Source organism: Thermostichus sp. MS-CIW-40 (assembly GCF_054058315.1).
In genome coordinates this window covers 18,892-43,548 of the sequence record NZ_JBSSAC010000009.1, presented here as the reverse complement: position 1 = coordinate 43,548, position 24,657 = coordinate 18,892, and the positions used below count along the sequence as shown (strand labels likewise).

Sequence of the window (24,657 nt, the reverse complement as noted above, 5' to 3'; positions counted from 1 at the left end):
AACGCGAAGCCGATGCAAAAAGGAGCGCTGAAGAGAGGAGGGCCGGCCATTCCACTCTCTCACACCAGAGCATGGGCCCGCCTCGAGAGGGATCCGGCAAGATCTAGGGGGTCATTCGGATCCCAGCCTCCATCCGGCTCAGGGCCAGGCTCATCTTGTCCAGCCACTGCAAAAGGCTCTCCAGTTGCTGCGCTGCCGGTACCATCCCCAGACCCCGCACCGTCACCTTGCCCGGTTGGTAGACAAAGCGAGGCTGCAGGTGAGTGGGCAGAGCCTCTTTCAGGCGATTCCAAGCCGGCTCCTCCATGGGGGTTTCCAAAAGGACATGCTCCTTGGCTGGCCTAATGCGGGAAAAGCCCAGCGTGCGAGCCAGGATCTTCAGCTCCATTACCCGCAGCAGCTCCTGAGTGGGCTTGGGCAGGGGGCCAAAGCGGTCTTGCCATTCTTGGGCAATTTGCAACAGCTCGACCCGAGAGCCAGCAGCGGCCAGTTGTCGATAAGCCTGCATCTTTTGATCTTCGTCGGGAATATAGCTTTGCGGGATCATGGCGGTTACATTGAGGTCAATTTGTGTGTCCTCCACCTGTGGGATCTCCTGGCCGCGAATTTCTCGAATGGTTTCTTGCAGCATTTCCAGGTAAAGATCGAAGCCCACCGCATTGACTTGCCCGGATTGTTCCGTTCCCAGCAGGTTGCCAATGCCACGAATTTCCATATCCCGCATTGCCAACTGATAGCCGGATCCCAGTTGGGTAAATTCCTGAATGGCCTGTAGGCGTTTGCAGGCCTCCTCGGTGAGGATCCCGTCTTCTCGGTAAAACAGCCAAGCATGGGCTTGGATCCCAGCCCGGCCCACCCGCCCCCGCAGCTGGTATAGCTGAGCCAATCCAAACTCCTGAGCATTTTCAATCAAAATGGTGTTGACGCGGGGAATATCCAAACCGGATTCGATAATCGTCGTGCAGACCAGGATATCGATTTCCCCATTGTTAAAAGCCAGCATCGTTGCCTCTAGCTCCCCTTCCGGCATCTGCCCGTGGGCAATGGCAATGCGAGCACCGGGCACCCACTCCCGCAATTTGGCACTGGTTTCTTCGATGCCTTCAATGCGGTTGACGACATAGAAGACTTGACCGCCGCGATCCAACTCTTGGCGGATAGCCGTGCGGATGACTTCGGGGTTGTAGGGAGAAAGGTGAGTTTTGATAGGCCGGCGGGAAGGAGGCGGAGTTTGGATCAAGCTCATTTCCCGCAAACCCGACAAGGCCATATACAGAGTGCGGGGAATAGGGGTGGCGGTGAGGGTGAGTACATCCACCTGGGTTTTGAGAAGTTTGATTTTCTCTTTTTGGTTGACGCCAAAGCGCTGCTCTTCGTCAATAACCAAAAGGCCTAAATCCCGAAATTGCACATCCTTGCCCAAAAGCTGGTGGGTGCCCACCACAACATCCAGTTCGCCACTCTTGAGACGGGATAGGATTTCTTTTTTCTCCTCCGAGGTGCGGAAGCGGTTGAGCAAGCCCACTTGAATAGGATAGGGAGCAAAGCGCTCTTTGAGGGTGTGGTAGTGCTGCTGGGTAAGAATGGTGGTTGGCGCCAAAAGAGCCACTTGCTTGCCGGCGGTTACGGCCTTGAAAATGGCACGGATTGCCACCTCTGTTTTGCCAAAGCCCACGTCCCCACACAGCAGCCGATCCATAGGGCGTGGAGATTCCATATCCCGCTTGATCTCCTGGACAGCTCGGAGTTGATCCGGCGTCAGGGGATAGGGGAAAGAATCTTCCAGCTCCTGTTGCCAAGGAGAATCGGGCGGGAAGGCATAGCCCTCCTGTTCGGCGCGTTTGGCATAGAGCTGCAGCAGGTCAAAGGCCACTTTTCGCAGGCTCTTTTTCACCTTCTGTTTGGTCTTTTCCCAGGTGCTGCCGGACATCTTGTGCAGGGCAGGTGGTCCATCCCCGCTGGCGCGGTAGCGGGAGAGGGAGTTGACCTGGTCGGCAGCCACCCGCAACAGGCCATCGCTGTATTGAATAACCAGGTACTCGCGGGTTTCGCCCCCGATGGTGAGGCTTTCTAAGCGCAGAAACTGGCCAATGCCATGGGCCTTGTGAACGACAAAATCCCCTGGCTTGAGCAGGTTGGGATCCACCTGGCGAGAGCTGGCCTGGCGGCGCTTGCGCACATAAGTAGGGGTGGCCAGGCTGTGCTGGCCGAAAAACTCGCGGTCGGTGAGCACCACCCATCCCAGCGTGGGCAGGAGAAACCCCTCCAGATCGGCCAAGCCGGAGTACTTCAGGGCCACCGGGGTGTAAGACTGTAGCTGCCGCTCGATGGCCGGGAAGTCTTTGGGGTTGGGCACATACTGGGCGGGGCAGTCGTGTTCTTGCAGCAGAGCCACGGTGCGGGAGGGCTGAGCAGAGAGGATCCACACCTGCAACTGCTGCTTGCGGTACTCGCGCAGGGCTTTGGCCAGGGATCCAAACTGGTGGGGAGCAGTAGGCACAGGCCGGCTTTTTAGGTCAAGGGCAGCTTCGGCTTCGCCAGCAGGGGCAAAGGTGCGGGCCAACAGGCAGGGGAAGGGATCCCAGTCGGGAGCCTTGAGATCAAAGGGGCGGTGGAAAGGCACCAGAGCTGGCTCGCTGGCCCGGGCCAGCTGCCACTGCTCCTGGGCGTGGCTTAGCCACTGCCGGCTGTGGGCTTGGCACTGCTCCGGCTCGTCGATCAGGATCAAAGCCTCGGGATCCAGATAGCTCAGCAGGTTGGCTGGCGGATCGTAGAGTAGGCCAAGAAAACGGCGCAAGCCTTCCGGAGGAGTCGGCGACTGCTCCAACTGCTGCCGCAGGGTTGGGGAGAGCCAATCCGCCTTTTCCTGCAGCGCTGGCCAGAGGATGGGTCCGTAGCCAGTGGGGGTCAGCCAGACGTGGGGGATCCCATCTTGAGAGCGCTGGCTGACTGGGTCAAACTCCCGCAGCCGCTCCAGCTCGTTGCCAAACCACTCTAGGCGCACCGGCCACTCGCAGGCCACTGGGAAAACGTCGAGAATGTCGCCCCTTTGGCTCCACTGCCCCTCACTTTCCACCAAATTCACCCGCCGGTAGCCCAGACGGGTCAACTGCTGCCCCAGTTGCTGGGGAGACATCTCCAGGCCAGGTTCCAGCTTGAGACAAAAGGCCCGAAACACCTCTGGGGGGGGAAGGTGGGGCTGTAGGGCCCGCTCCGTAGCCACGATGGCAAGCCCGGTTTTGCCCTGGAGACAATCGGCCAGCACCTGAAACTGGCCCCACACCAGCTCCGGTTCCAGGTCAAAAGGTTCGTAGGGGGAAGCCTCTGAAGTGGGGTAAAGCTGCACGCTCTCCCAGCCCATGCCCTCCAATTGCGCTGTCCACCGGCCCGCTTCTTCCAGCGTGGCAGTGACCACCAGCAGGGATCTTCCCTCCTGCTGGGCCAAAGCCGAGGCGATCAACCCCTTGGCAATCCGCCCTGCCCCCTGCAGATTTGCCCGTCGCTGCGATCTCAAGCAGGCGGCCAGCTCTTGAATCAAGCCGGACTGGCCTAGAAAGCGCACCAGCGGAATAAACGACATCTTCCACCCCACCCTGCAAACTGGGATCCCAACAAGCAGGGATCCCAATTCTGGCAGGCTCCGGGGACGATCAGCAGCCGTCTGCTGGCGCTGTAGACGGGAAGTCGCCCCTTGCTGGGAATTGCTCCTCGATCTATTGGGACAACAGTTTTGTTGTTTAAAGACGAAGAAAACCAGAACCCTATGTCAATGGCCTGCCAGTTTTTGGCCGCTAGGTTCACAGAGGGCTTTTTGCTTTGTAGTCCAAATTACAAAAAAAGGTCTATATCTCACAGAATCCTAAAATTAACCTTTAGAGTCGGACGGCTTGTCGATTGTCTTAGCCAAGATTCGATGTTAGAAGGAACCACAAAGCGCGGCTTTCCCGACCTCATCTGATGTCTGCCAGTCAGCAAGATGTTTTTCATGCAAGAGATGTAGCTGTATCAATTGCAGCAGATGTTGTCGGAAAAAGCTGCATGAATCAATCCACCTAAACTTGGTACAAATTATGTTTCTAGACACCGTCGCGCTTTCTCGGCTACAATTTGCCCTCACGGCTATTTTTCACATGTTGTGGCCGGTCTTAACAACAGGAATGGCCATTTATCTTGTTGTGATTGAGGGGCTTTGGCTAAAAACCCGCAACCTAGATTACTATCGTCACGCTCGTTTCTGGTCAAAACTCTATGTGTTGAACTTTGGCATTGGCGTGGCCTCAGGCTTGCCGATGGCTTTTCAGTTTGGCATGAACTGGGCACCCTTTTCCGAAGCGGTGGGAGATTTTTTTGGAACCATCCTGGGCTTTGAGGGCACGATGGCCTTTATGCTGGAGGCCAGCTTTCTGGGGATCATGCTGTTCGGCTGGGATCGCGTGCCGCCGGTGATTCACTGGATCTCGACGATCCTGGTAGCTTTTGGTGCCAACCTATCCACCTTTTGGATCCTGACGGCCAACTCTTGGCTGCAGACACCGGCAGGTGGCGTGTTCGTGGATGGGAAATTCGTGGTGCGGGACTACCTGCAAGCTATTGTCAACCCCTTCATGGTCAACAGCTTTCTGCACATGTTTTTTGCCACCTTGGAAACCTCTTTGTTTGTTATCGGTGGCATCAGTGCCTGGTACATTCTCAAGCGGCGGCACAGCGAGTTCTTCTCCCGCTCCCTCAAAGTGGTCTTGGCAATGACCCTGGTGGTCGCCCCTTTGCAGGTGTTCGTCGGCCATCTGAGCGCGGAGCAAGTCTATCGCTATCAGCCGGCCAAGCTGGCGGCCATGGAGGCCCAGTGGGAGACGATCCCTGCCGGCGAGCGGGCAGACTGGAGCCTGTTGGCTGTGCCCAACGACCGCGAAGAGCGCAACGAGTGGGAGGTGAAGATCCCTGGCGCGCTGGGCTATCTGCTGGAGTTCAAACCCAGGCTGGATCGACCCATTCAAGGGCTCAAAAGCTGGGATCCCCAAAATCGTCCCCACATGGTCGGCCTGATCTACTACTCCTTCAGAACGATGGTGGCCATTGGTCTTTTTCTGGCCGGGCTTGTCGGAGTTACCCTTGTCCAATGGCTGAGGGGCAAGCTCTCAGTGGAGGCCCTTTCTCAGCAGAAATGGCTGATGAGAGCTTGGATCTTCGCAGCACCCCTGGGATACATCGCCGTTGAAACTGGTTGGATCGTCCGCTGTGTGGGTCGGCAGCCCTGGATTGTGTATGGACAACTGCGCACGGTGGAATCGGTTTCACCGCTGCCGGCAGGAGAAGTGTTGTTCTCCTTGATCGGCTTGACCATCTTGTACACCGTGTTTTTCGTGGCCGCCCTTTACTTTGGCAGCCGCATCATCCGCGAAGGGCCAAACCTGGAGTTGCCCGCCCCTGTCCCGGCAACGCAGCCGGTGATCGTGGTCGAGCCTGCCCGCCACGAACCGGATCGCCGTCCTGCAGAAGCTCGGTAGCAGCAGTTTGGTAGCCATCTAACTGGTGACTCCAAGTAGCAACAGGGCAACGTAGCAGGCCCATTCCCCACAGCAGTGAAACCCTTCGCTACGTCAACTCCCAACTTCCCTTCCCTAGAGGGAGAGGGACTGGGGATCGCCATCGGGAACTGTCTCGCACTGGTCAGAAATACTCAAAGCAGAGGGAACAGCGATGGAATCTTTTGAGCCTTTACAGCGGTTTCTGCCCCAGGTTTGGTTTTTTATCCTGGGCCTATTCCTATTTCTCTACGTTCTGCTGGACGGGTTTGATCTGGGAGTTGGTATCCTCTCCCTGACGGCCTCCAGCGAGACGCGGCGCAGCATTCTCATGACCAGCTTGGGCAATGTTTGGGATGCCAACGAGACGTGGCTGGTGTTGATGGGGGGATCCCTATTTGGATCTTTTCCTCTCGCCTACGCCACCATTCTCAATGCTCTCTACATACCCTTGGTGATCATGGTGGTGGGCCTGATCTTGCGGGCCGTTTCCTTCGAGTTTCGGGAAAACGCCGACAACAAGTTGGTGTGGAACCTGGCCTTTGGAGTGGGCAGCTTTTTGGCAGCCTTGGGCCAGGGATTTGCCTTGGGCAGCGTCTTCGAAGGGATCCGCGTGGACGAAGCCGGCCACTTTGCCGGCAGCCCCTGGGATTGGCTGACCTGGCGCACGCTGTTGGTGGCTCTTACTTTGATCCAGGGCTATGTGTTAATCGGCTCAGCCTACCTAATCGTTAAGACCACCGGCGAGCTTCAGGAAACCTACTACAAGACGGCAACCATCGCCACCTGGACAACTTTACTGGGGGCAGTGTTTATCACCATCAGCACTCCTATCATGTCCGAGCAGGCGCGTGCTCAGCTTTTCTCGCCCCCTCTTTTCTACATCTTTGCTGCTATCCCAGTTCTGGGACTTTTGTTGGTGGCGTTGTTGCTGCGCAGCCTGCGCCGGCGGGAAGAAAATAGCGTTTTGGTTTACACTTTTTTGATCTTTGCGCTTTCTTTTATCGGCTTGGGGTTCATGGTCTTCCCCAACATCATCCCCCCCAGCGTCACCATCTACGAAGCGGCAGCCTCCCCCAGCTCCCTGGTGTTTATGCTCACCTTTATTGGCTTTCTGATCCCGGTTATCTTGTCCTACAACATCTACAACTACGTGGTGTTCCGGGGCAAGATCGTGGTGCAGGAAGTGGCGGCGGAAGAGGCCAAAGTTCCAGAGGCAGTTTAAGCTGGCCTGAGGATGCAGCAATAACCCCGCCCGGTGATGGGCGGGGCAATTTTTTAGGTGCAATCGAACGTCTACAGAGAAAGGCTGATACATTTACGCTGAACACTGCTGAGCATTACTGCTCAACGGTGAAGCGATAGCATTCTGTCCGTTTCCGAACAGAAAGGCGGTATCCCGCAAAGCTCTGAGCATAACACCCAGAGCGCCTTGCCAATCTCGTGGTAGCCTATGGTTGCACTTTGGGCATCGAAACACCTTTGCGCCACCCAACTTAGTGTGGATGTGCCCGCACTTGGTACAGGTTTTGCTGGTGTACGCTTCCGATACTTCCACGACGACCACGTTTTTCTTCTTGGCTTGAAATTTCAGGAACTGCTGGAACCGATAGTGCGCCCAGGTGAGCATCGCCCTTGCCGTCTTGCTACCAAACTTCCTCCCTGCCTTGGCAACCATCTTGGCTGACTCGAAAGTGGGGAGGAATATCAATCGGTAGTTATCCGTTAGGAACGCCGCTACCTTGCGATGGCACTCGTCCACCAAGTTCCTGATTCTCTCCCGCAGACGAAACGCCGCTTGCCGCATTCGCCTACGCTTGGGTCTCGGTGCTTTACTCAGCCTAGATTGCAGATCGTCTAGGTGGTAGCACAGCCGAGTGATTCTACCAAAGTCCCCCTTGGCGATATCTACAAAACCTGCTCTCACTCTCTCTTGAGCCATTGCCGGATCTGCTCGGCAGCTACATCGCGACCTCCCAACCCAAAAGCCAAAGCCACAGCCACGGCAATGGCGCCCAGCACCAGGCCAAAGGCCAGCACCACAATATCGGTGGCTACGCCCATCTGCTGCAAGGCCATGGCGCCAACCAGAACCAAAATGGCTACCCGCGCCGCCTGCGCCAGCACTCCTGAGGAGGGGTTGCCGAGACTCTTAACCATGGAATGGGCCAAATTCGCCAGGTAAAGACCGATCCCAAACACCAAAGCGCCGATGAGCACCCGCCCGGAAATGACCAACAGCCCCTCCACGATGTCGGTCAAAGCAGCAAACTGCAGCAGCTCCACGGCTGGCACTGCCCCGAGCAAGACCACGCCCACCCAGACCACCAAGCCAGCAATCTCAGAGGGAGTGCGCCGCTTCACCAAGGTTGAGGGATCCCCTTCGGCGGCGGGAGCTTCAGGAGCAGGGGCCGAGGGCAAACCAAGGCCGGCAGCCAAGCGGTCGAAACCGATTGCCTGCAGCAACTGGGTCACCAAGCCAGCCAAAAACTGCCCCAGCCAGTAGAAGACGGCCAGGATGAGAGCAGATCCTGCAATTCGGGGAATGGCCCGCAACACCTGCTCCAGCATCGCCACCGCTGGATCGGAGATGGCCCGGATTTCCAGGGCCTTGAGGGCGGCAATCACTGCCGGGATCAACACCAAGACGTAGGCCACTGTGCCCACCGTTTGGGCCAGCTGGGGAATGCCAAAGCGTGCCCCCAAGCGGTTAGCTCCCGCTGCCACCAACCCACGCACGATGCGGGCCAAAAACCAGCCCACCACACCGATGATCAGCGCTCCCAAAATCCGCGGCACCATCGACAGCAACTGATCCAGCAGGTTTTGCACCGGCTGCAGCGGCCCCTGCAGGTTCAGGGTATCCAGGATGATCGGCAAAAAGAACAGCAGAATCAGCCAGTAAAGGGCATTGCCCAAAGTTTCATTCAGCAGGAAAGGGGTGACCTCTGTACCTCCCTCTTGGCCGGTTGGGGTTCCTTCTGCACCTGCCTCACCGGCAGTGCTTTCCTGTTGCAGAGGCCGGGCCAACTGCTCATCGAGGTTGAAACGCCGCAGCCCCTGGATGACCGCCAGCCGAGCAACAGTGGCCACCACCCAGCCCACAGCCAGCAGCACCAGCGCCCCACCCACCCGTGGCAGATAAACGAAGATTTCCCCCAAAAACCTGTTGAGCGGATCGGAGACAGCTTGAAGCTGCAGGGCATTCAGTACCGCCACCAACACAAAAGCAAGAATCACCCAGTAGACGGCAGCGGCCACCCAGCGATCCGTTTGGGGCAGCTTCTCGCCGGGCTTTTGGCCCAAAACCCAAGCAGCCAAGCGATTGTCCAGTTGCGTCCTTTTGAGCAGTCCTCTAACGCCGAAGGCTACTGCCATGGCCACTATCCAACCCAGAATTAAGATGGCAATCGCCGCAAGGAGATTGGGCATAAAATCGATAAGCCTAGACCGAAGACTGACGACAAAAGAGATGGCCTCATCTCCAATGGTGTTTCCAGAGGTGTCCATAATGATCCTCACAGCTTGAAAATGCTCAGGATGGACAGATAACAAGTGTAGGTTAACCTGAAGTGTTTTTTCAGGCAAGTTGGCCAAAGGGGGAATATGATATGAAAAATATATATTGAGGCAGAAATGTCGGATCTCGAAATAAAACTTCACATTCTATTAACCCAAGGGCTCCAGCCATCAGTCAAAGCTCCGATGGGCCATCGAACGGCAAGGATCGAATTCAAGTTGTTGATACCGCAGATTATAGCTTTTCCCCACCGAGCAGGAGCTTTGTAGATTAAGTCAGGATCTCTGTTGTGCGATGGATGCGGCTGCATTGGCTAGAGTCAGTGTTGCTGGGAGGAACTGTAGCGGGCAGTTTGCATCCACAGAATGAGAGCATTTTGATGACCTATATAAAGAATCGAACGGGCAATCGACACTCGGTCAATGGGTTGGATCCCCTGTAGCCTTGATATGCTTAGCCTATTGGCTTGCTCACTGTCTGGCCTAAGGTGTATCCCGAAATACGTTTGCAGTTCTTCAATTTACAATTGATAGCCTTCTAAATCGGTTTCTTCCAATACACCAGCGCATCTTCTCCGTTGTAATACCCCTTGCGACGTCCCAGCCGTTGAAACCCTGCCGATTCGTACAGGCGGATTGCCGCTTGATTGGAAGCCTTTACCTCCAGAGTAGCCCAGCGGCAGCCTGCTGCTCTCGCTTGGTTCAGCAGTTCTTCCAGAATCCGCCGGCCCAAGCCCTGTTGCCGGTGCTCGGGATCCACCGCCAAGGAGATGATATGTGCTTCTTCTTCAATACGCCAGAGAATGCCGAAGCCCACCAGCTCTTTTGTCACCTGCGTCGGCGAGGTGGGGCCTGGAGAGGGAAGGGGGAACTCCGTTTGGCCCAAGCCACACGGGGCGCCAACGGCAACGGGTTCCGCCACTACACCAATCACCGTGCTTGTGGGTCGTTCCAGCTCCGCTCGATATCCCTGTTCTCCCCAGTATCCCCCATAGCACCGCCGATCCAGCTCCAGCAGTTGGGGCAGGGCAGTGATGTCCAACAGCTGCAGCCGATAACTCGTACCGCTCATGGTGGCCTAGTCTCGCAATTCGCAGAATTCCGCCAACAACAACTGCCCCAAGGGATCGTCATCGGGAGCCGCGTAGGGCAAGGCTCTGCGGCTGATGCTCAAGATGTTGCCCCCCGATTGGGGATGGTGCTCCGCACCGCTTTCGCGAACAGGCTTGAGTTCGTAGTCGATCCCTTCGGTGAAGCTGGCTTCCTGTAGGTAGTCTTGGGCGGCTTTGAGGATCCCTTCTCGCAGTTGCGCTTTGACCGCAGGGGCCATGAGGTGGCGAACAAACCACTGGGCGCTGGCGGGATCCACCCCGGCGAGGTATCGAAGGGCAGGGGTCAACACAGCAGGGCGCTCTTGAGGGGACAAGCCGTTCACCTGCTGAGCTACCGCGGGCACATCCCGCCGTTGCATGGCCTGGATCAGGGCTTGTGTGGCTGGAGAAAATGAGGGATCCGACACTTGGCTCATGGCTGGGGGTACCAGAGGGATTCGAGGGTGCGAACAATGGTCTCTGCTTGCTGTAGGGAAGAAGCGGTCGGCAGACAGACGGTTACATGGCCCAGTTTCCGCCCTGGGCGGGCAGGGGTTTTGTGGTACCAATGCACCGTGGCATTGGGGAGCTGGGCCAGGCGCTGCCGCTTTTCTGGGTAATCGCCGGTGGAATGCTCATAGCCCAAGAGGTTCACCATCACTGCCCCCCCACACTTGAGGGAGGGATCCCCCAAAGGCAGGCCGAGGATGGCCCGCAGGTGTTGCTCGAATTGTGAGGTGTTGCAGGCTTCTAGGGTGTAGTGGCCGGAATTGTGGACCCGCGGCGAGATTTCGTTGATCCAGATCCCGGCCTTGGGGTGGGGCGGCGGCACCCAGAACAGCTCGATGCCGAACACGCCAACTGCACCCAATTTTTCCATCAGATCGGCTGCCAAGCGCCGGATCTCGGCCTCGGTGGTTGGGGGGATGCGGGCAGGCACCAGGACATGGCGGCAGATTTGCTCGATCTGCACAGTTTCCACCACCGGATAAACCCGGATCTCTCCCTTCAGCCCCCGCGCTACCATCACCGCCAGCTCCCGCTCGAACGGGATCCATTCCTCCAGCAATAGCGGGATCCCCTCAGATTGGCTAAGGGCCTGCTGCAAAGCCGCTCGCTCGTGCAAGATGCGGGTGCCCTGCCCATCGTAGCCCTGCCGCCGTCGCTTGAGCACCACCGGAAAGCCCAGTCCAGCCAGGTCTGCCGAATCCAACACCGCCTCCAGCGGAAAAAAAGTCGGCACCGGCAACCCCAACCGCGCCAGGAACTGCCGTTGGTGCAACTTGTCCAGCAGCGGCTCTAGCGTGCTGAGGCTGGGACGAAAGCGGGATCCCTCCGGATCCAGTTTTTTCAGCTCCGGCAGAGGGATAAACTCGTTTTCAAAAGTAACCACCGGGCAGCGCTCCAACAACTGGGCCGTGGCCTGGCTGTCGGCTACGGATCCCCAAACCACCCCATCGGCCACTGCCACCGCCGGATCGGTGGGAGCAGCAGCCTGCACCACCAGCGGGATCCCCATCTGGCGAGCTGCCAAGGCCAACATCTGCGCCAACTGCCCGCCGCCAATCACCCCCACAGGTTGGGATCTCTGGTCTTTTGAGGATACCTGGGTTTCCACAGCCGTACCGTTATACTGGGTGGTGGGCCGCTGTCCATTGCTTCTGGGATCCAGAACCCCATTATGGGATCCCTTGCCCTCCAGTGCTAGGAGAAAAACGGTGGAACCCTCTCAACCCTCTGAGCTGAGAGCTCTAATCAACCGGGCTTTGGCGGACAAAGTCTTGACTCGCGCCAAGCAACAGCAGATTCTCAGTGCCGTCATGGCCGATCAAGAAATTTCCCCGGAAGAGCACGAGCTGCTGGAGTCGGTTGTGGAGCGCCTGAACAGCGGCGAGATCCGCGCCGTCGATTAAACCCTGTCTTCAGGTTGAGATTGCCCTCAAGACTTTGGAGAACTAGACTCCAGTCTGTCCTCGAACGCCGGGTATTCTGCTTGTATCCTTGGGCTCATCCCGTCGGGTGGATCGCCTAGAATAATCCACAACCCACCTCTTTCTGCTGCCATGAGTTCTCGCTCTTCAGATTGGTTCACGCGGGCTCGCCACATTTTTTACGGCACAGCCACTGCTCTGGTGGAAATCCTGCAAGACCCGGAAAAGCGCACCGAAAACCTCAACCGCCTTTCGATGGACTTGGGACAACTGGCGGCGGAGCTGGAGCAAAAGGGAGAGTTGATCGAGCAGGAGGCAGTTCGTTACGTTGAGAGTCTCAGGGATCCAGCCGCCAACGCCCCCTTGGCAAGTCCTGACTCTGAAGCGCCTGTCGAGAATGCTCCCCCGACACCAGCTTCCTCCCCCAACAAGCCGGCTATCTCCAGAGAAGAGATGGCTGAGTTGATGGAGCTGATCCATCAGATCGAGTCCTTGCGCCTGGATTTGGAGCGGTTGCGCACCTCGTCCTGAGTCCTGTGCGGTTCGATATCCTTACCCTTTTCCCCGAATTTTTTGAAGCGCCGCTGCGCATTGGGCTGGTGGGCAAAGCCCTACAGCAGGGGATCGCTGAAGTCCACTGCACCAATCCACGCGACTTCGCCACCGATAAGCACCGCCGTGTCGATGATGAGCCCTACGGGGGTGGGGTGGGCATGGTGCTCAAGCCAGAGCCTTTCTTCGCTGCTGTCGCCTCCCTGCCCCGGTTGGATCCCTGTGAGATCATTCTGCTGACGCCCCAGGGGCAACCGCTGAACCAGGCGCTGCTGCAGGAGCTGGCCCAGAAGGCGCAGCTGATCCTGCTGTGTGGCCAGTACGAGGGCTTTGACGAACGCATCCGCCAATACCTGGCCACCCGCGAGGTGTCGCTGGGGGATTTTGTCCTGACCGGGGGGGAAATTCCGGCGCTGGCCCTGATCAACGGCGTGGTGCGGCTCTTGCCGGGCACTGTGGGCAAGGTAGACTCGTTAAAGAGGGAAAGCTTCGAGGCGGGGCTGCTAGACTATCCTCAATACACCCGCCCGGCAGAGTTTCAGGGGTACAAGGTGCCGCCGGTACTCCTCTCAGGCGACCATCAAGCCATTGCCCGTTGGCGTCTGCAGCAGCAGCTGGTTCGAACCTGGCAAAGGCGGCCAGACCTGTTGGCCAAGCGCCCCTTGACCGCCGAAGAGCAGCAGTTGTTGGTAGAGGGGCTGGCGGAGCAGCACCCTCGTGTAAACGAAGCGGAGAAATAAAATGCTCGGCAAGCTTCTCAACCGTCTCCTGAATCGATCGCCCGTCTGCTGGCGTGGGATCCCCTCGACCCCAGTGCTGCTTCTGGTGGGAATGGCCTTGAGCTCGGTTCTGAGCGGTTCTGGGGTGGCCCTGGCCCAAAGCGGAAGTGTCAACGAGGCCATTCGCCGCGACAGCAATCCCCCTCTGTTGGATGGCACCAGCATCAACGTCAACGATCTCTTCCGGGCTGCCGACTTCCTCTCCCGCCAGAATGCTGCTTCCCGCTGGGACGGCAAGGCCAGCGTTGATGCTGCTGTGGAGCAATTTAACCAATCCCGCCGCCGCTCCCTCCCGCTTTCTCCCGGTTCCTTGGCACCTGAGCCCACCCCCACTCCCTAAGGTTGGATCCCATTCCCGGTAAATCTGTTAGGATCGCAAAGCCGATCCCGTGCCTGCTGAAATGCGGTACACCGTTTTCGGGATCCATTAGGAGAACACCGCCGTGGTTAAGAGCACCCCCTCCAGCAAAACCGATACGGAGCAGCGTTTGGATCCCGCCAGCCGGGGTCACTCCAAAGACAGTTCCACCGCACCCAAAGGGATCCTGGGTTTTATTCAAGAGACCCGCACAGAATTAAGCAAGATTGTTTGGCCGAGCCGCCGGCAATTGATCGGCGAGTCGGTAGGGGTCTTACTGATTGTGTTGGCTTTTGCTTCCTTCATCTACCTGGTTGATCAAGTGTTTGCTTGGGTAGCCACTCAGCTGTTCTTGTGATGTTCTGTCCTGAGGGGCAAGAGAGTCATGTTCAAGGATGGCTACAGGGAGGATGTGAGGTGATGAGGCCAGAGCAGCAGCGAAAACGTCGTGGGGGCCGTGTGGAGCACTTTGAGCCTGCAGACGCGATCCCGGAACCGGACGAGGGGGAAGGTCAAGAGCGTCGCAACCTGCGCTGGTACGCCGTGCAGGTGGCTTCCGGCTGCGAGAACAAAGTGAAGAGCACCCTGATGCAACGGGCGGCTGCTTTGGATGTGGCGGATCAAATTGTCGAGGTGGTGATCCCGAAGCGGACGGGCTTCAAGCTGGATCGATCCGGCAAGCGCCAGGAGCAAGAGGAGAAGATTTTTCCCGGCTATGTCCTGGTGCGCATGGACATGAACGACGACACTTGGATGGTGGTGAAAACAACCCCCAACGTGATCAACTTTGTCGGCACCGAAGAAAAGCGGGCCTACGGTCGCGGTCGGGGGCATGTTACACCGCGTCCCCTCAGCCAAAGCGAAGTCCAGCGCATCTTCAGCAGCGTCGAGGTGGAGGAAGTGCCCCTCAAAATCGACATGGCCCCTGGGGATCGCATCGAGGTGCTATCCGGCCCCTTCCAGGGTTTCTACGGCGAGGTGGTGGAGGTCAGCCCAGAACGGGGCAAGCTCAAGGCGTTGATCTCGATTTTCGGGCGCGATACCCCGGTAGAATTAGAGTTTGGTCAAGTGCGAAAAGAGGTGTAACTGCGTTTCATGGCTAAGAAGTTGGTGGCCGTGGTCAAGTTGGCCATTCAGGCGGGCAAGGCCACCCCCGCTCCCCCCATTGGCCCAGCCTTGGGTCAACACGGGGTCAACATCATGGCCTTTTGTAAGGAGTACAACGCCAAGACGGCGGATCAGGCCGGGATGGTGGTACCGGTTGAGATCTCTATCTTCGAGGATCGCAGCTTTACCTTCGTCCTCAAGACGCCGCCGGCTTCGGTGTTGATCAAGAAGGCTCTGGGCATTGAGTCTGGCTCCAGCGAGCCCCACAAAACCAAGGTGGGATCCCTGACCCGAGCTCAACTGCGCCAGATCGCCGAGCAGAAGCTGCCGGATTTGAATGCCCACGATGTGGAGGCGGCCATGAAAATTATTGCCGGAACTGCTCGCAGCATGGGGGTGACGGTGGTGGATTGATGGAGGGATCCCTTGCCCGGTCTGAGGTGTTCACGGTCTTGAAAAAGTTGTTCTAGCAAACCACTGTGGGGGAGAGAAGTTCTCGCCAGTACCCCGAGGAGAAACGATGGCTCGAAAGCTTTCCAAACGTATGCAGGCTTTGCGGGAGAAGGTGAAGCCCATTGCCTATGCTCCCGAAGCCGCTTTGGCCCTGATGAAAGAGACGGCCACCGCCAAATTTGAAGAGGCGGCAGAGGTTCACATCCGCCTGGGGATCGACCCCAAGTACGCCGACCAACAACTGCGCACCACTGTAGTCTTGCCCAGGGGCACCGGCCAAGAGATCCGGGTGGCGGTGATTGCCCGTGGCGAGAAAGTGGTGGAGGCCCAAAATGCAGGGGCGGATCGGGTTGGCTATGAAGACCTGATCGAGGAAATCAGCAAGGGCATGATGGATTTTGACCTTCTGATCGCCACCCCCGATGTGATGCCCCAGGTGGCTAAGCTGGGGCGGCTGTTGGGGCCGCGCGGCCTCATGCCTTCTCCCAAGGGGGGAACGGTAACCATGGATCTGGCCCAGGCGATCAAAGAGTTTAAAGCCGGCAAGCTGGAGTACCGGGCGGATCGCACCGGCATTGTGCATTTGATCTTCGGCAAGTGCAAGTTCCCCGTCGAAGCTCTGCTGGAGAACCTAAAGGCAGTGCAGGAGTCCATCGATCGCAACCGTCCCTCTGGAGCCAAGGGCAAGTATTGGCGAACCCTACACGTTTCTGCTACAATGGGGCCCTCGATTGAGGTTGATATCAATGCCCTGCGGGAGCTGAAGTCGGCGACCTAAGCCTGGCTTCGGCGCTGCGATGGGTTGAAAAGGGTTTGAGTGAGTGTAATTTGGAGGAGGATCCCGGCAGAACATCTTTCCCCAGTCGAATAGCAAGCCGAAGACAGCAGGTGCCCGCGGGCTTAATGTCCTGCCGAGGTTTGAGCGAAGTTCAAAGGGATCCCTTCTTGGATCGCTTTTGAGGGTGCGCTTATCTCCATGCGTCTCGGCTACGGCTGGGGCGCATTCTGTTTGGCAGAACCCAGATTCACCACCCGTTAACCCTGGGTGACCATTGACAACAAAGGAGGTGAGCGCATGGGCAAGCAACCTTTAGCGAAGAAAGCGGAGATCGTCGATAAAGTCCGATCCCTGCTGCAGGCCAGCCAAATGGTGCTGGTGATCGACTACAAGGGGCTGACCGTTGCGGAGATGGACCAACTGCGGGCAGAGCTGCGCAAGTCGGATTCGGTTTGCATGGTTGTTAAGAATACCCTGATGCGGCGAGCCATCGCCGACCAAAAAGCTTGGGCAGGGATCATTCCCTTTTTGGCGGGGCCGACGGCCTTTATCTTGATTCGGGGCGATATTTCAGCCGCCCTGAAGGCGTATCAAGATTTTGCCAAGCAAACCAAGAAAACCGAGTTCCGCGGTGCTGGCATTGAAGGGCTATCCCTGACCTTGGAGCAGGCCAAGGCCATCGCCGAGCTACCGCCCAAGGAAGTGCTCATGGCCCAAGTGGCGGGCAGCCTCAAGTCGGTGGCCACCGGCCTGGCGGTCGGGCTCAATGCTGTGCCCACGCAAGTGGCGCGCGGTATCCACGAGATCCCAGCCTCTCTGGGGCGGGCCATCCGGGCCATTGCCGACAAGGAGGCTGCCTAAAGGGCTTCGGTTCATCAGCCCAAACCTATGTCATCCATTCCATTACCCCTTAAGGAGAAACCATCATGCCTTCAGAGCGCGTTGCAAAGATTTTGGAAGAGTTGAAAGCCTTGAGCTTGCTGGAAGCTTCCGAGCTGGTGAAAGCCATCGAGGAAACCTTTGGCGTCAGTGCAGCAGCCCCAGCCGGCGGCATGGTCATGGCAGCTCCTGTGGCAGCGGCGGCGGCAGCTCCGGCGGCAGCCCCTGAGCCGGTGGAAGAGCAAACTGCCTTTGATGTCATCCTCGAGGCTGTGCCAGCCGACAAGAAGATCGCCATCCTCAAGGTGGTGCGCGAGTTGACCGGCTTGGGTCTGAAGGATGCCAAAGATCTGGTCGAGGCGGCTCCCAAACCCGTCAAAGAAGGGGTTGCCAAAGAGGAAGCCAACGACATCAAGAAGAAGCTGGAAGAAGCCGGCGCTACCGTCAAGATCAAGTAGTTCCAGTTACGAGGAGAGCGCCTCTCCCTGCTCTGACGAGGAATCTAATCAAGACTCTCAAACCCAAGGGGGGCTGCTCCGGCCCCTCTTTTGGGTCTGCCCGACCATTGGCGTGGGTTCGGGATCCCTGCTCCGCCGCGCTTCCACCTCTCCGTGAGCTTTCAAAAGGGCAGCCAGCTTGCGACGCATGACAATGCCGGGTTTATCCGTGAACATGTGCTGCTCCGCCTTGATATCAAGGGGAACATCGTAGTCGGTGCTTTCCAGAACCCATTGATCCTCAAGGGTTACCTGTCGATCGAAGGCGATGATACTCTCAGCACTCACCTCTGCTTCTGAATCGTTGCGCAAACAGAATTGCACCACCTGCGAGGTTTGGTCGTCGATGGGGGTAGCCGCTGTGAAAATGATGTGGATGAGGCCGTTGGGGTAGGTGATTTTGAGCTTGCGACCAAAAGGCATAAACCAGGTGCCCTCCAGGATACGCACTGTGCGATCCTCTGACATCCGCAAGTTTTGCTTCTGCAAGTCACTGTTGAACACCGGCAAAACAGAGGTGGCCCGAAGGCCGTACTCCAGCTCTTCAAGGCTGTCCAGATCTGGGGGGTACAGGCTCGGAGATCACCCCAAAGCTCTGCTGATGGACGAAGTGGGGATGGGCATTGTCAAAGGAGTTTTCCATCAGGCGCAGGCCAGCACATTTCCAGACCTCATAGAACTGATGAATTTGGCGAAACCGGGGATCCGCCACCTCTGAGATCTCGGGAATATCGGTCAAGGGATCCGCCAATGCCACCCAAACATAGCCATAGCGCTCTTGGCAGCGAAACCCCTCCACCTTGTAGGTGCGAGGGATGAAGTTGTCTGTAAGTTGGGGTACCTTCACACAGGTGCCAGAGCCGTCAAATTCCCAGCCGTGATAGGGGCAGCGGATGTGGCCATTGCAAACAACCCCTTTGGAAAGTTGGGCCGAGCGATGGCAGCAACGATCCAAGACGGCGCAAGGCTGCCCCAACTCATTGAGCCAAAGCACCAGAGGAGTCTTCAGCAGCGTGAAAGCTTGTGGGCCGGTTTCCAGGGCCGACATCGGGATCACGGGGTACCAAAACCGCCTCAGGACAGGTTGCTGGGTAACAAGCATAAACCCGCTCCACAAGCTCTAGTTCGGAGAATCATGAGCTGGCTTTTCGTGAGCCTAGGTGGCTCAAAGCACCGCCCCCCGTGAAAAAGATAGGCGTTGAAATGGCAGAAGTCCGTATAAGCCAACACAGCTTTGCCCTGGGCGCGTTTGTGCATCGATGGCTACCCCTCTGCCCGGGGATGGGCTATTGATCGAAGGAAGCAGAGAAGCGTCGGTGGGCTTCTGTTGGCATGTGGCTGTGAGGAAAGGTGGAAAGGTGCAAAACGAATTGAACCCCGCTCGAGATCCTTGTAGCGCAGGGATCCCGGCCCAACCTGCCGCAGAGCTCAGCTCTCTCGAACCAGAACCGGCTGCTGAGAGCCGGCCAAACCAACTGACGGATCCAGATCCTCGCCTCAGCCGTTCTCAACAAAAACGAGAGCAGGAACGCCGCTCCTTACCTTGGCGTCTGGGGCTGGCCAATGTGCTCTCGGCAGGGTTGCATTTCATCGCGTTGCATTTCATGGCGATGAGCTGGGTGGGTTGGCGGCCTGGGATCCCAGAGGAGGAGATAATCTCCTTTCAGTGGGTGGAGATGGCGGATGAGCCGCCCCCAGAGCCGCAGTGGATTGCGCCCGTCTCCGCCCGTGAGTCCGGTGTCTCTGAACCTCGGGATCACGTATCGGTGCGGCAGTCGCAAGTGCCCAGCCCAAGTGAAGAGGCCACTTCTGCGGCGGCACAGCCTTTGGTTGCCTCAGCCGCAGGGAGTCCTGTCCCTGAGATCCTTTCTCCGCCGACAAGGGAGCTTGAGGTGCCCCAGCCCGCCCGGAACTCTGCCTCTCCTCAGCAGCAGCCAGAGGCCAGGTTAGAAAATCTATCAGCGGGTTTAGCAGCTCTGGAGCAGGCAGTTGCCGATCACAATTGGGCAGAGGCGCTACATCTGACGGAAGAATGGCTGGATCGCTGGCCTCTGTCCTCTCTGCAGCGCCAGCAACTGCAGGACTATCGTCAGCATCTGCAAAGCCTACTGGCTACCTCCTCGGCAGCAGCAGTGGAGACCAAATCGGCTCAGATCTCTCCTGCTCAATCCCTCAAGCCTCAACCCGAAAGAGCAGCAAGTTCTCCTGAGGTTTTGCCACAACCCTACCTGTCGGCTCCAGCGGATCCGCATCCAACTTTGCCCTCTCCAGAGCCGATCGCAGCCCCGTTGGAAGAGCCTTCTCCCACCTTGCCCCCGACTTTTCCTACCGGATCCCACAGCTCCAGCCTTGGTCGCACCAGTGGGATCGAGTCCTCTCAGGCAGGCCCACCCAGCCTAAATGCCACCGCCGATCCGGATTGGGGAGACTACTTGGCTCAATTTCAAGAAAGGGTTCGCCAACACTGGATGGTACGGCGGGCATCCGGCTCCTACGTAACAGTGGTGCAGGTGCGTCTGGATCGACAGGGATCCCTGCGGGAACTGCGCCTGCAAACCCCCTCAGAAGATCCCCTGTTGGATGCAGCCGTGCTCAGTGCCATCCAGCGCTCAGCTCCCTTTCCGCCTCTGCCCGAAAGCTATGTTGGCGAAGAACTGATGCTGGAAATTAACGTGTTGAGCGGATCCCTGCAGGCTGGCTCAACCCAGAATCCGAGAAACTAGCTCGGATCCTCAGGCAGGGCTACAAGCCCTTCTCGGAGAAGTTCGGACTTCAATCCCAGGTGGGTTCCGAGTGTCGGCAATGGCCTAGGCCATAGATTTGCGGCGGTTGCGCCGGACGGCTACCGCTTTGCGCTTGCGCTTTTCTAGGTTGGTTTCAAAGTGCCGATGGTTGCGCAAGTCCCGCAAAATGCCCGCCTTAGAAACCTGACGCTTGAAGCGACGCAGCGCAGATTCGATCCCTTCGTTTTCGCCAATCGTCACTTGGGTCATAGGAAAGACATCTCCTCCGTCAATCAAATGGGTTTGGTTACAACAGGGATCCCTATCGTGACATACTCCCGACTCCGACTGCTGGCGGTACGGAGCGGGCTTCTCGCTTCATTGGGGAGCTAGTGCAAGAACCCTCCACGAGCAGACACGGGATGCCCCACCGCGTAGCTGTACCAGATTCCGGCAATGCCGTTTTGCACAGCCAGGTTGATTATAGAACAGGGGATGTCCGCCTTTCATTCCGACCCTCGTCCTACGGACAGAGGGCGGGGCTTCAAGGACTCCGTCCCGCTAGCGCGAACGGCGGCCTAGCTAAACGATCGCCACACCACTGCTTGCTGCCACAGTTCGTGTTCACTGCGCCCGGCTGCCAAAGTTGAGCCCCGCAACCACCTCACCTTCCCTCAAATTGACAACGAATGAAGCAGTTGTCCCGGTGGGGGGTGGAGGGGAGGGTGGTGCTGGAGTTGGGCTGGGGGCACTGCCGATTACCGATTGCACAAAACCGGCGAAGCTAGACACCCGCGTATACACCCCATAGAAATTGGGCTGGGCGCAGCCGATGCCAAAACTGGTGATTCCGGCCAGGGCAAAACCCGTGCCACTGGACACAATCAAAGGCCCACCGCTATCAGCCTGACACGTATCGACTCCTCCCTGGGGAAAGCCGGCGCAGAGCATAGTATCCAAAATGGTGCCATTGTAGGATTGGGGCGCGTTGCACACCGCATTGGAGACGATGGGAACGGTGGCCTGCTGCAAATCTTGGGGAAAGCCGCTGGGTTCTTGATCCAGGGCGCGGGGGAAGGTAGCTCCCCAGCCGAGGATGGTGGCGGCAGTGCCGGGGGCTGTCAGGTTGGTTTGGTTGGGCTGCACCAGCGGCAGGGTAGGCAGGGCCACTGGCCGAGAAAGGCGCACCAGGGCAATGTCGTTCCCCCCAAGTTTCCCCACCTGGGGGTTGTAGCCGGGGTTGAGGACAATTTGCGCGGCGCGAATGCGTTGGCCGGCACCGATTTGCAAGACGGTGGTACCCAACAGCAGATCCAGATTTTGGGCACTCACTACCTGGTTGCCTTGTTCGTCGAAAAAACAATGGGCAGCGGTAACTACCCACTCCGGCGCGATCAGGGATCCGCCGCAAAACTGCGCTTGAAAAGGATCCGGCTCAGCCGCCCTCAGCAAAGCCACCATCCAGGGAAAGGCCCCTTCGGGAGCAGGACTGCCGCCCACAATCCGCTCCAGCCCCAAGCCTGAGCGCGGCGTGGTGAACACTCGCCCCGGGGGCAAAAGGGCAGTGACGCGGTAGGTGCCAGGGGGCAAGTTGGAGAAGCGAAAGTTACCGCTGGCATCGCTGACGGTGCTGGGCTCCCCCGGGTCGAGGCGGCCATTGCCGTTTAAGTCCAAAAACGTGGCGATGCCCGGCAGCCCCGGCTCCCCCGGATCCCGCAGCCCATCGCCGTTGAGATCGTCGAAATGGGATCCCTCAATTCGTCCTGTGGGAGGAGCTGAGACTGGGGGAAGCGGGCGACTGGAACCCCCGCCGCCACAGGCGCTTATGCTCAGGGCCAGACACAACCCCAGCGGAATAGACCAAGAGCGAGCCAAGCCCAAGGAGGAATGGGATCGCGAGAGATGAGGCATGGTCAGATTCTCCAAAGCCAGCCGGTTATGCCAGCCAAGGATATCCTACCGGCGAAGCCTAAAGATTGCGCAACCGGGAGAACTTCTCCCCGCGGCCGGCTCTCCCGAGTTGCCCCAAGACCCCAATGCCCACTTTTGCCTCTTGCCGCCCGTGCACCTGGGCAGTAAAACCAGGGTGGGAGGGTGTGTGGCAGATGAATATCGCGGTCTTGGGGTTCAAAGGGGGCGTGGGCAAAACCACCACAGCGGTGCATTTGGCCCTCTACCTTCAGCAAAAACAAGGGGCAGCCCCTTTGGGTGGGTCGGGGATGGCCCTGTTGATCGACGCCGATCCCAATCGCTCGGCCTCTCGCTGGGCAGAACGGGGATCATCCTTTCCTATCAAGGTATTGGCCGGGGATCCCACCACTCCCACGCCCACAGGCTTTCAGCACACGGTGATCGACACCCCTGCCCGTCCCACCCCGGAACAGTTACACGCTCTGGCGCAGCGGTGTGATCTGCTGCTTTTGCCCTGTTCCCCGGATGCCTTGGCTCTAGATGCCTTGATGCTGACCGCCAAGGCCCTAGACCGGTTGGGGGCAAAGCACTACAAGGTCTTGCTGACGCTGGTTCCCCCCTGGCCCAACCGAGATGGAGCGGAGGCCCGCAACTTTCTCAAGCAAGTCGGGATTCCTCTCTGCCACCATTCCATTCGCCGCACGGTGGCTTTTCAACGGGCTGCTCTGGAGGGGGTCTGTGTTCACGAGATCCCAGAGCCGAGAGCCAAACAAGCTTGGTCAGACTACGTTGCTGTGGGGGAGGAAATCTCGTCATGAGCAAGTTTGAGCGCCTTCTCGACCGGCAGCCAGAGGGGATCCCGGCCCGACCCGCCCCGAAAAAGCTGAGCGCCCAAGCCTACAAGATTCCAGAACCCAAGCCGACCCTCGAGCAACCGGAAGCAGGCGCCAAGCCCAACAGCTCTGAGTACGTCAAATTGACGGCCTACATCCCCAAAGAGACTCACCGAGCCGTGAAGCGCATCCTGTTGGAATCGGATCAAGATCTTTCGGAGCTGATCGAGGCGCTGCTCAGCCAGTGGCTGCGTTCTCAGTCGGGAAAGGTTTGAAACCAAAATCTGGGGAAGGGGGGCATCGCGGACCCCACAGCCGCATAGGATCCCGCTGTCGGGGATCGGAGGGAGCACACAGATTCCAGATCAGAACCAGATAAGAATAAGATGAAGGGGCGTGAGGCAGGGATCCCCGAACGCGAGGTGGGGCCGTTCGCAATAGCGGGACGGAGTCCTTGGGCAAGTTGCGCGAGGGGAAGTCTGCGTTGGGAGGACGTCACGCTCTTTCAGGGGTAAAGGGATCCTTTATGCAAGCCATCACCTTGCTCGGCTCCACCGGCTCGATTGGCACCCAAACTCTGGACTTGGTGGCCCAGTATCCAGAGCGTTTTCAGGTTGTTGGCCTGACCAGCTACAGCAACGTCGCCCTCTTGGCCGAGCAGGTACGGCGGTTTCGGCCCCAGATGGTTGCCATTGGCCGGGAAGAACTGCTGCCGGAGCTGCGGTCGCTGCTGACCGGGATCCGACCGCTGCCGGAGTTGGTGGCCGGAACGGAGGGGCTGTGTCAGGTGGCGGCTCACCCGGCGGCCCAGCGGGTGGTGACGGGGATCGTCGGCTGCGCCGGTTTGTTGCCAACCCTGGCGGCCATCCGTGCCGGCAAAGACATTGCCCTGGCCAACAAAGAAACCCTGGTGGCAGGGGGGCCGGTGGTGCTGCCCTTGGTGCGGCAGTACGGGGTGAACCTGATCCCCGTCGACTCTGAGCATTCGGCCATTTTCCAGTGTTTACAGGGGGTGCCCGCGGGATCCCTGCGAAGAATCCTGTTGACTGCCTCGGGTGGCGCCTTTCGGGATTGGCCTGCCGAAAAATTGGATCAGGTCACCCTGGCCGATGCCCTCAAGCATCCCAATTGGGTGATGGGGCGCAAAATCACCATCGACTCGGCCACCCTGATGAACAAGGGCCTGGAGGTGATCGAGGCCCACTGGCTCTTCGGCCTGGACTACGACCACATCGACATCCTCATCCACCCGCAGAGCATTGTCCACTCCCTGATCGAGCTGGCCGATACCTCGGTTCTGGCCCAGTTGGGCTGGCCGGACATGCACCTGCCCATCCTCTACGGCCTCAGTTGGCCGGAACGCCTGGCCACCCCCTGGGATCCCCTCGATTTGGTCAAGCTGGGATCCCTCACCTTTAAGGCTCCGGATCACCGCAAGTACCCCTGCATGGAGTTGGCCTATGCCGCTGGACGGAGGGGGGGAACGCTGCCGGCAGTGTTGAATGCGGCCAACGAAGCGGCGGTGGCCCTGTTCTTGCAGGAGCGCATCCGTTTTTTGGATATTCCCCGTCTCTTGGAGCGGGTTTGTGAGCGGCATCAAGTCATTGCCGATCCCAGCCTGGAGGACATTTTGCAGGCAGATGCCTGGGCACGGCGGGAAACGGCGCAACTGGCCCAGCAAGCCCCGGCTCAGGTTCTGGTCTGATCCCTACCGGGGGGATCCG

General features: G+C 58.4%; 25 protein-coding genes, 1 pseudogene and 1 other annotated feature. Of the genes and pseudogenes, 16 read left to right on the top strand and 10 right to left on the bottom strand.

Annotated features, from left to right (window positions below; translation table 11 throughout):
- Window positions 1-103: 103 nt before the first annotated feature.
- Window positions 104-3,580, bottom strand: coding sequence for a transcription-repair coupling factor (gene mfd / locus ACVWXF_RS04660; protein ID WP_457473770.1), 3,477 nt, complete (start codon window positions 3,578-3,580; stop codon window positions 104-106).
- Window positions 3,581-4,070: 490 nt separating this feature from the next.
- Between mfd and ACVWXF_RS04655 the strand changes: the two genes are divergently transcribed.
- Both ACVWXF_RS04655 and cydB read left to right on the top strand, forming a co-directional pair.
- Entirely contained in the window at window positions 4,071-5,504 is a 1,434-nt protein-coding gene (locus ACVWXF_RS04655; protein WP_457473769.1) for a cytochrome ubiquinol oxidase subunit I, read from the top strand.
- A 193-nt stretch (window positions 5,505-5,697) separates the two neighbouring features.
- Entirely contained in the window at window positions 5,698-6,747 is a 1,050-nt protein-coding gene (gene cydB / locus ACVWXF_RS04650; RefSeq protein ID WP_011432837.1) for a cytochrome d ubiquinol oxidase subunit II, read from the top strand.
- Window positions 6,748-6,840: 93 nt separating this feature from the next.
- On the opposite strand, the pseudogene ACVWXF_RS04645 reads toward cydB, so the two are convergent.
- From ACVWXF_RS04645 to ACVWXF_RS04625, 5 genes and pseudogenes are all read right to left on the bottom strand, one after another.
- Window positions 6,841-7,443, bottom strand: a pseudogene (locus tag ACVWXF_RS04645) (zinc ribbon domain-containing protein); the annotation flags it as partial.
- 2 nt (window positions 7,444-7,445) lie between these two features.
- A complete protein-coding gene (locus tag ACVWXF_RS04640; RefSeq protein ID WP_457473768.1) occupies window positions 7,446-9,032 on the bottom strand; it encodes a mechanosensitive ion channel in 1,587 nt (528 codons plus the stop codon).
- Between the two features lie 547 nt (window positions 9,033-9,579).
- Window positions 9,580-10,113 (bottom strand): ribosomal protein S18-alanine N-acetyltransferase, encoded by a 534-nt coding sequence (rimI, locus tag ACVWXF_RS04635; RefSeq protein ID WP_414387837.1) that lies wholly within the window; start codon window positions 10,111-10,113, stop codon window positions 9,580-9,582.
- 6 nt (window positions 10,114-10,119) lie between these two features.
- Window positions 10,120-10,569, bottom strand: coding sequence for a hypothetical protein (locus tag ACVWXF_RS04630; protein ID WP_457473767.1), 450 nt, complete (start codon window positions 10,567-10,569; stop codon window positions 10,120-10,122).
- Complete coding sequence (locus tag ACVWXF_RS04625) at window positions 10,566-11,708, bottom strand: 5-(carboxyamino)imidazole ribonucleotide synthase (protein WP_457473766.1); 1,143 nt, start codon at window positions 11,706-11,708, stop codon at window positions 10,566-10,568. Before ACVWXF_RS04625 ends, ACVWXF_RS04630 begins: the two co-directional genes overlap by 4 nt.
- A 142-nt stretch (window positions 11,709-11,850) precedes the next feature.
- On the opposite strand from ACVWXF_RS04625, the gene ACVWXF_RS04620 reads away from it, so the two are divergent.
- The 10 genes from ACVWXF_RS04620 (at window position 11,851) to rplL (ending at window position 17,427) form a co-directional block, all read left to right on the top strand.
- Window positions 11,851-12,045, top strand: coding sequence for a hypothetical protein (locus ACVWXF_RS04620; protein WP_457473765.1), 195 nt, complete (start codon window positions 11,851-11,853; stop codon window positions 12,043-12,045).
- A gap of 150 nt (window positions 12,046-12,195) precedes the next feature.
- On the top strand, window positions 12,196-12,594 hold the full coding sequence (locus ACVWXF_RS04615) for a hypothetical protein (protein WP_457473764.1): 399 nt from the start codon (window positions 12,196-12,198) through the stop codon (window positions 12,592-12,594).
- 5 nt (window positions 12,595-12,599) lie between these two features.
- Window positions 12,600-13,355, top strand: coding sequence for a tRNA (guanosine(37)-N1)-methyltransferase TrmD (gene trmD / locus ACVWXF_RS04610; RefSeq protein ID WP_457473763.1), 756 nt, complete (start codon window positions 12,600-12,602; stop codon window positions 13,353-13,355).
- Between the two features lies 1 nt (window position 13,356).
- Complete coding sequence (locus tag ACVWXF_RS04605) at window positions 13,357-13,734, top strand: hypothetical protein (RefSeq protein WP_457473762.1); 378 nt, start codon at window positions 13,357-13,359, stop codon at window positions 13,732-13,734.
- A gap of 103 nt (window positions 13,735-13,837) precedes the next feature.
- Window positions 13,838-14,110, top strand: a complete 273-nt coding sequence (gene secE / locus ACVWXF_RS04600; protein ID WP_414329112.1) for a preprotein translocase subunit SecE — start codon at window positions 13,838-13,840, stop codon at window positions 14,108-14,110.
- A gap of 62 nt (window positions 14,111-14,172) precedes the next feature.
- A complete protein-coding gene (nusG, locus tag ACVWXF_RS04595) occupies window positions 14,173-14,838 on the top strand; it encodes a transcription termination/antitermination protein NusG (RefSeq protein ID WP_011432848.1) in 666 nt (221 codons plus the stop codon).
- Between the two features lie 9 nt (window positions 14,839-14,847).
- The gene (gene rplK, locus ACVWXF_RS04590; RefSeq protein WP_011432849.1) at window positions 14,848-15,273 is read left to right on the top strand and encodes a 50S ribosomal protein L11; all 426 of its coding nucleotides are present in this window, start codon (window positions 14,848-14,850) and stop codon (window positions 15,271-15,273) included.
- 106 nt (window positions 15,274-15,379) lie between these two features.
- Window positions 15,380-16,090, top strand: a complete 711-nt coding sequence (gene rplA, locus ACVWXF_RS04585) for a 50S ribosomal protein L1 (RefSeq protein WP_457443001.1) — start codon at window positions 15,380-15,382, stop codon at window positions 16,088-16,090.
- Between the two features lie 79 nt (window positions 16,091-16,169).
- Window positions 16,170-16,329, top strand: a sequence feature (ribosomal protein L10 leader region).
- A gap of 58 nt (window positions 16,330-16,387) precedes the next feature.
- Entirely contained in the window at window positions 16,388-16,951 is a 564-nt protein-coding gene (rplJ, locus tag ACVWXF_RS04580) for a 50S ribosomal protein L10 (protein WP_011432851.1), read from the top strand.
- Window positions 16,952-17,016: 65 nt separating this feature from the next.
- On the top strand, window positions 17,017-17,427 hold the full coding sequence (gene rplL, locus ACVWXF_RS04575; protein ID WP_011432852.1) for a 50S ribosomal protein L7/L12: 411 nt from the start codon (window positions 17,017-17,019) through the stop codon (window positions 17,425-17,427).
- A gap of 57 nt (window positions 17,428-17,484) precedes the next feature.
- Here rplL and ACVWXF_RS04570 read toward each other — a convergent pair whose 3' ends face one another.
- Window positions 17,485-17,934, bottom strand: coding sequence for a hypothetical protein (locus ACVWXF_RS04570; RefSeq protein ID WP_457473761.1), 450 nt, complete (start codon window positions 17,932-17,934; stop codon window positions 17,485-17,487).
- A 76-nt stretch (window positions 17,935-18,010) separates the two neighbouring features.
- The gene (locus ACVWXF_RS04565; RefSeq protein WP_457473760.1) at window positions 18,011-18,568 is read right to left on the bottom strand and encodes a Rieske 2Fe-2S domain-containing protein; all 558 of its coding nucleotides are present in this window, start codon (window positions 18,566-18,568) and stop codon (window positions 18,011-18,013) included.
- Window positions 18,569-18,824: 256 nt separating this feature from the next.
- On the opposite strand from ACVWXF_RS04565, the gene ACVWXF_RS04560 reads away from it, so the two are divergent.
- Window positions 18,825-20,189 (top strand): TonB family protein, encoded by a 1,365-nt coding sequence (locus ACVWXF_RS04560; protein ID WP_457473759.1) that lies wholly within the window; start codon window positions 18,825-18,827, stop codon window positions 20,187-20,189.
- A gap of 84 nt (window positions 20,190-20,273) precedes the next feature.
- Here the strand turns inward: ACVWXF_RS04560 and rpsU are convergent, their stop codons facing one another.
- Window positions 20,274-20,459, bottom strand: a complete 186-nt coding sequence (rpsU, locus tag ACVWXF_RS04555) for a 30S ribosomal protein S21 (protein ID WP_011432857.1) — start codon at window positions 20,457-20,459, stop codon at window positions 20,274-20,276.
- Window positions 20,460-20,813: 354 nt separating this feature from the next.
- Window positions 20,814-22,100: a trypsin-like serine protease gene (locus ACVWXF_RS04550; protein ID WP_457473758.1), complete on the bottom strand. Its 1,287-nt coding sequence runs from the start codon at window positions 22,098-22,100 to the stop codon at window positions 20,814-20,816.
- A 194-nt stretch (window positions 22,101-22,294) separates the two neighbouring features.
- Here ACVWXF_RS04550 and ACVWXF_RS04545 point away from each other — a divergent pair, with 194 nt between their 5' ends.
- The 3 genes from ACVWXF_RS04545 (at window position 22,295) to ACVWXF_RS04535 (ending at window position 24,638) form a co-directional block, all read left to right on the top strand.
- Window positions 22,295-22,918, top strand: coding sequence for a ParA family protein (locus ACVWXF_RS04545; protein WP_414355822.1), 624 nt, complete (start codon window positions 22,295-22,297; stop codon window positions 22,916-22,918).
- On the top strand, window positions 22,915-23,208 hold the full coding sequence (locus ACVWXF_RS04540; protein WP_011432860.1) for a hypothetical protein: 294 nt from the start codon (window positions 22,915-22,917) through the stop codon (window positions 23,206-23,208). The genes ACVWXF_RS04545 and ACVWXF_RS04540 overlap by 4 nt, the downstream gene beginning before the upstream one ends.
- Window positions 23,209-23,459: 251 nt before the next feature.
- A complete protein-coding gene (locus ACVWXF_RS04535) occupies window positions 23,460-24,638 on the top strand; it encodes a 1-deoxy-D-xylulose-5-phosphate reductoisomerase (RefSeq protein WP_414329119.1) in 1,179 nt (392 codons plus the stop codon).
- The last annotated feature ends 19 nt before the right edge of the window (window positions 24,639-24,657 follow it).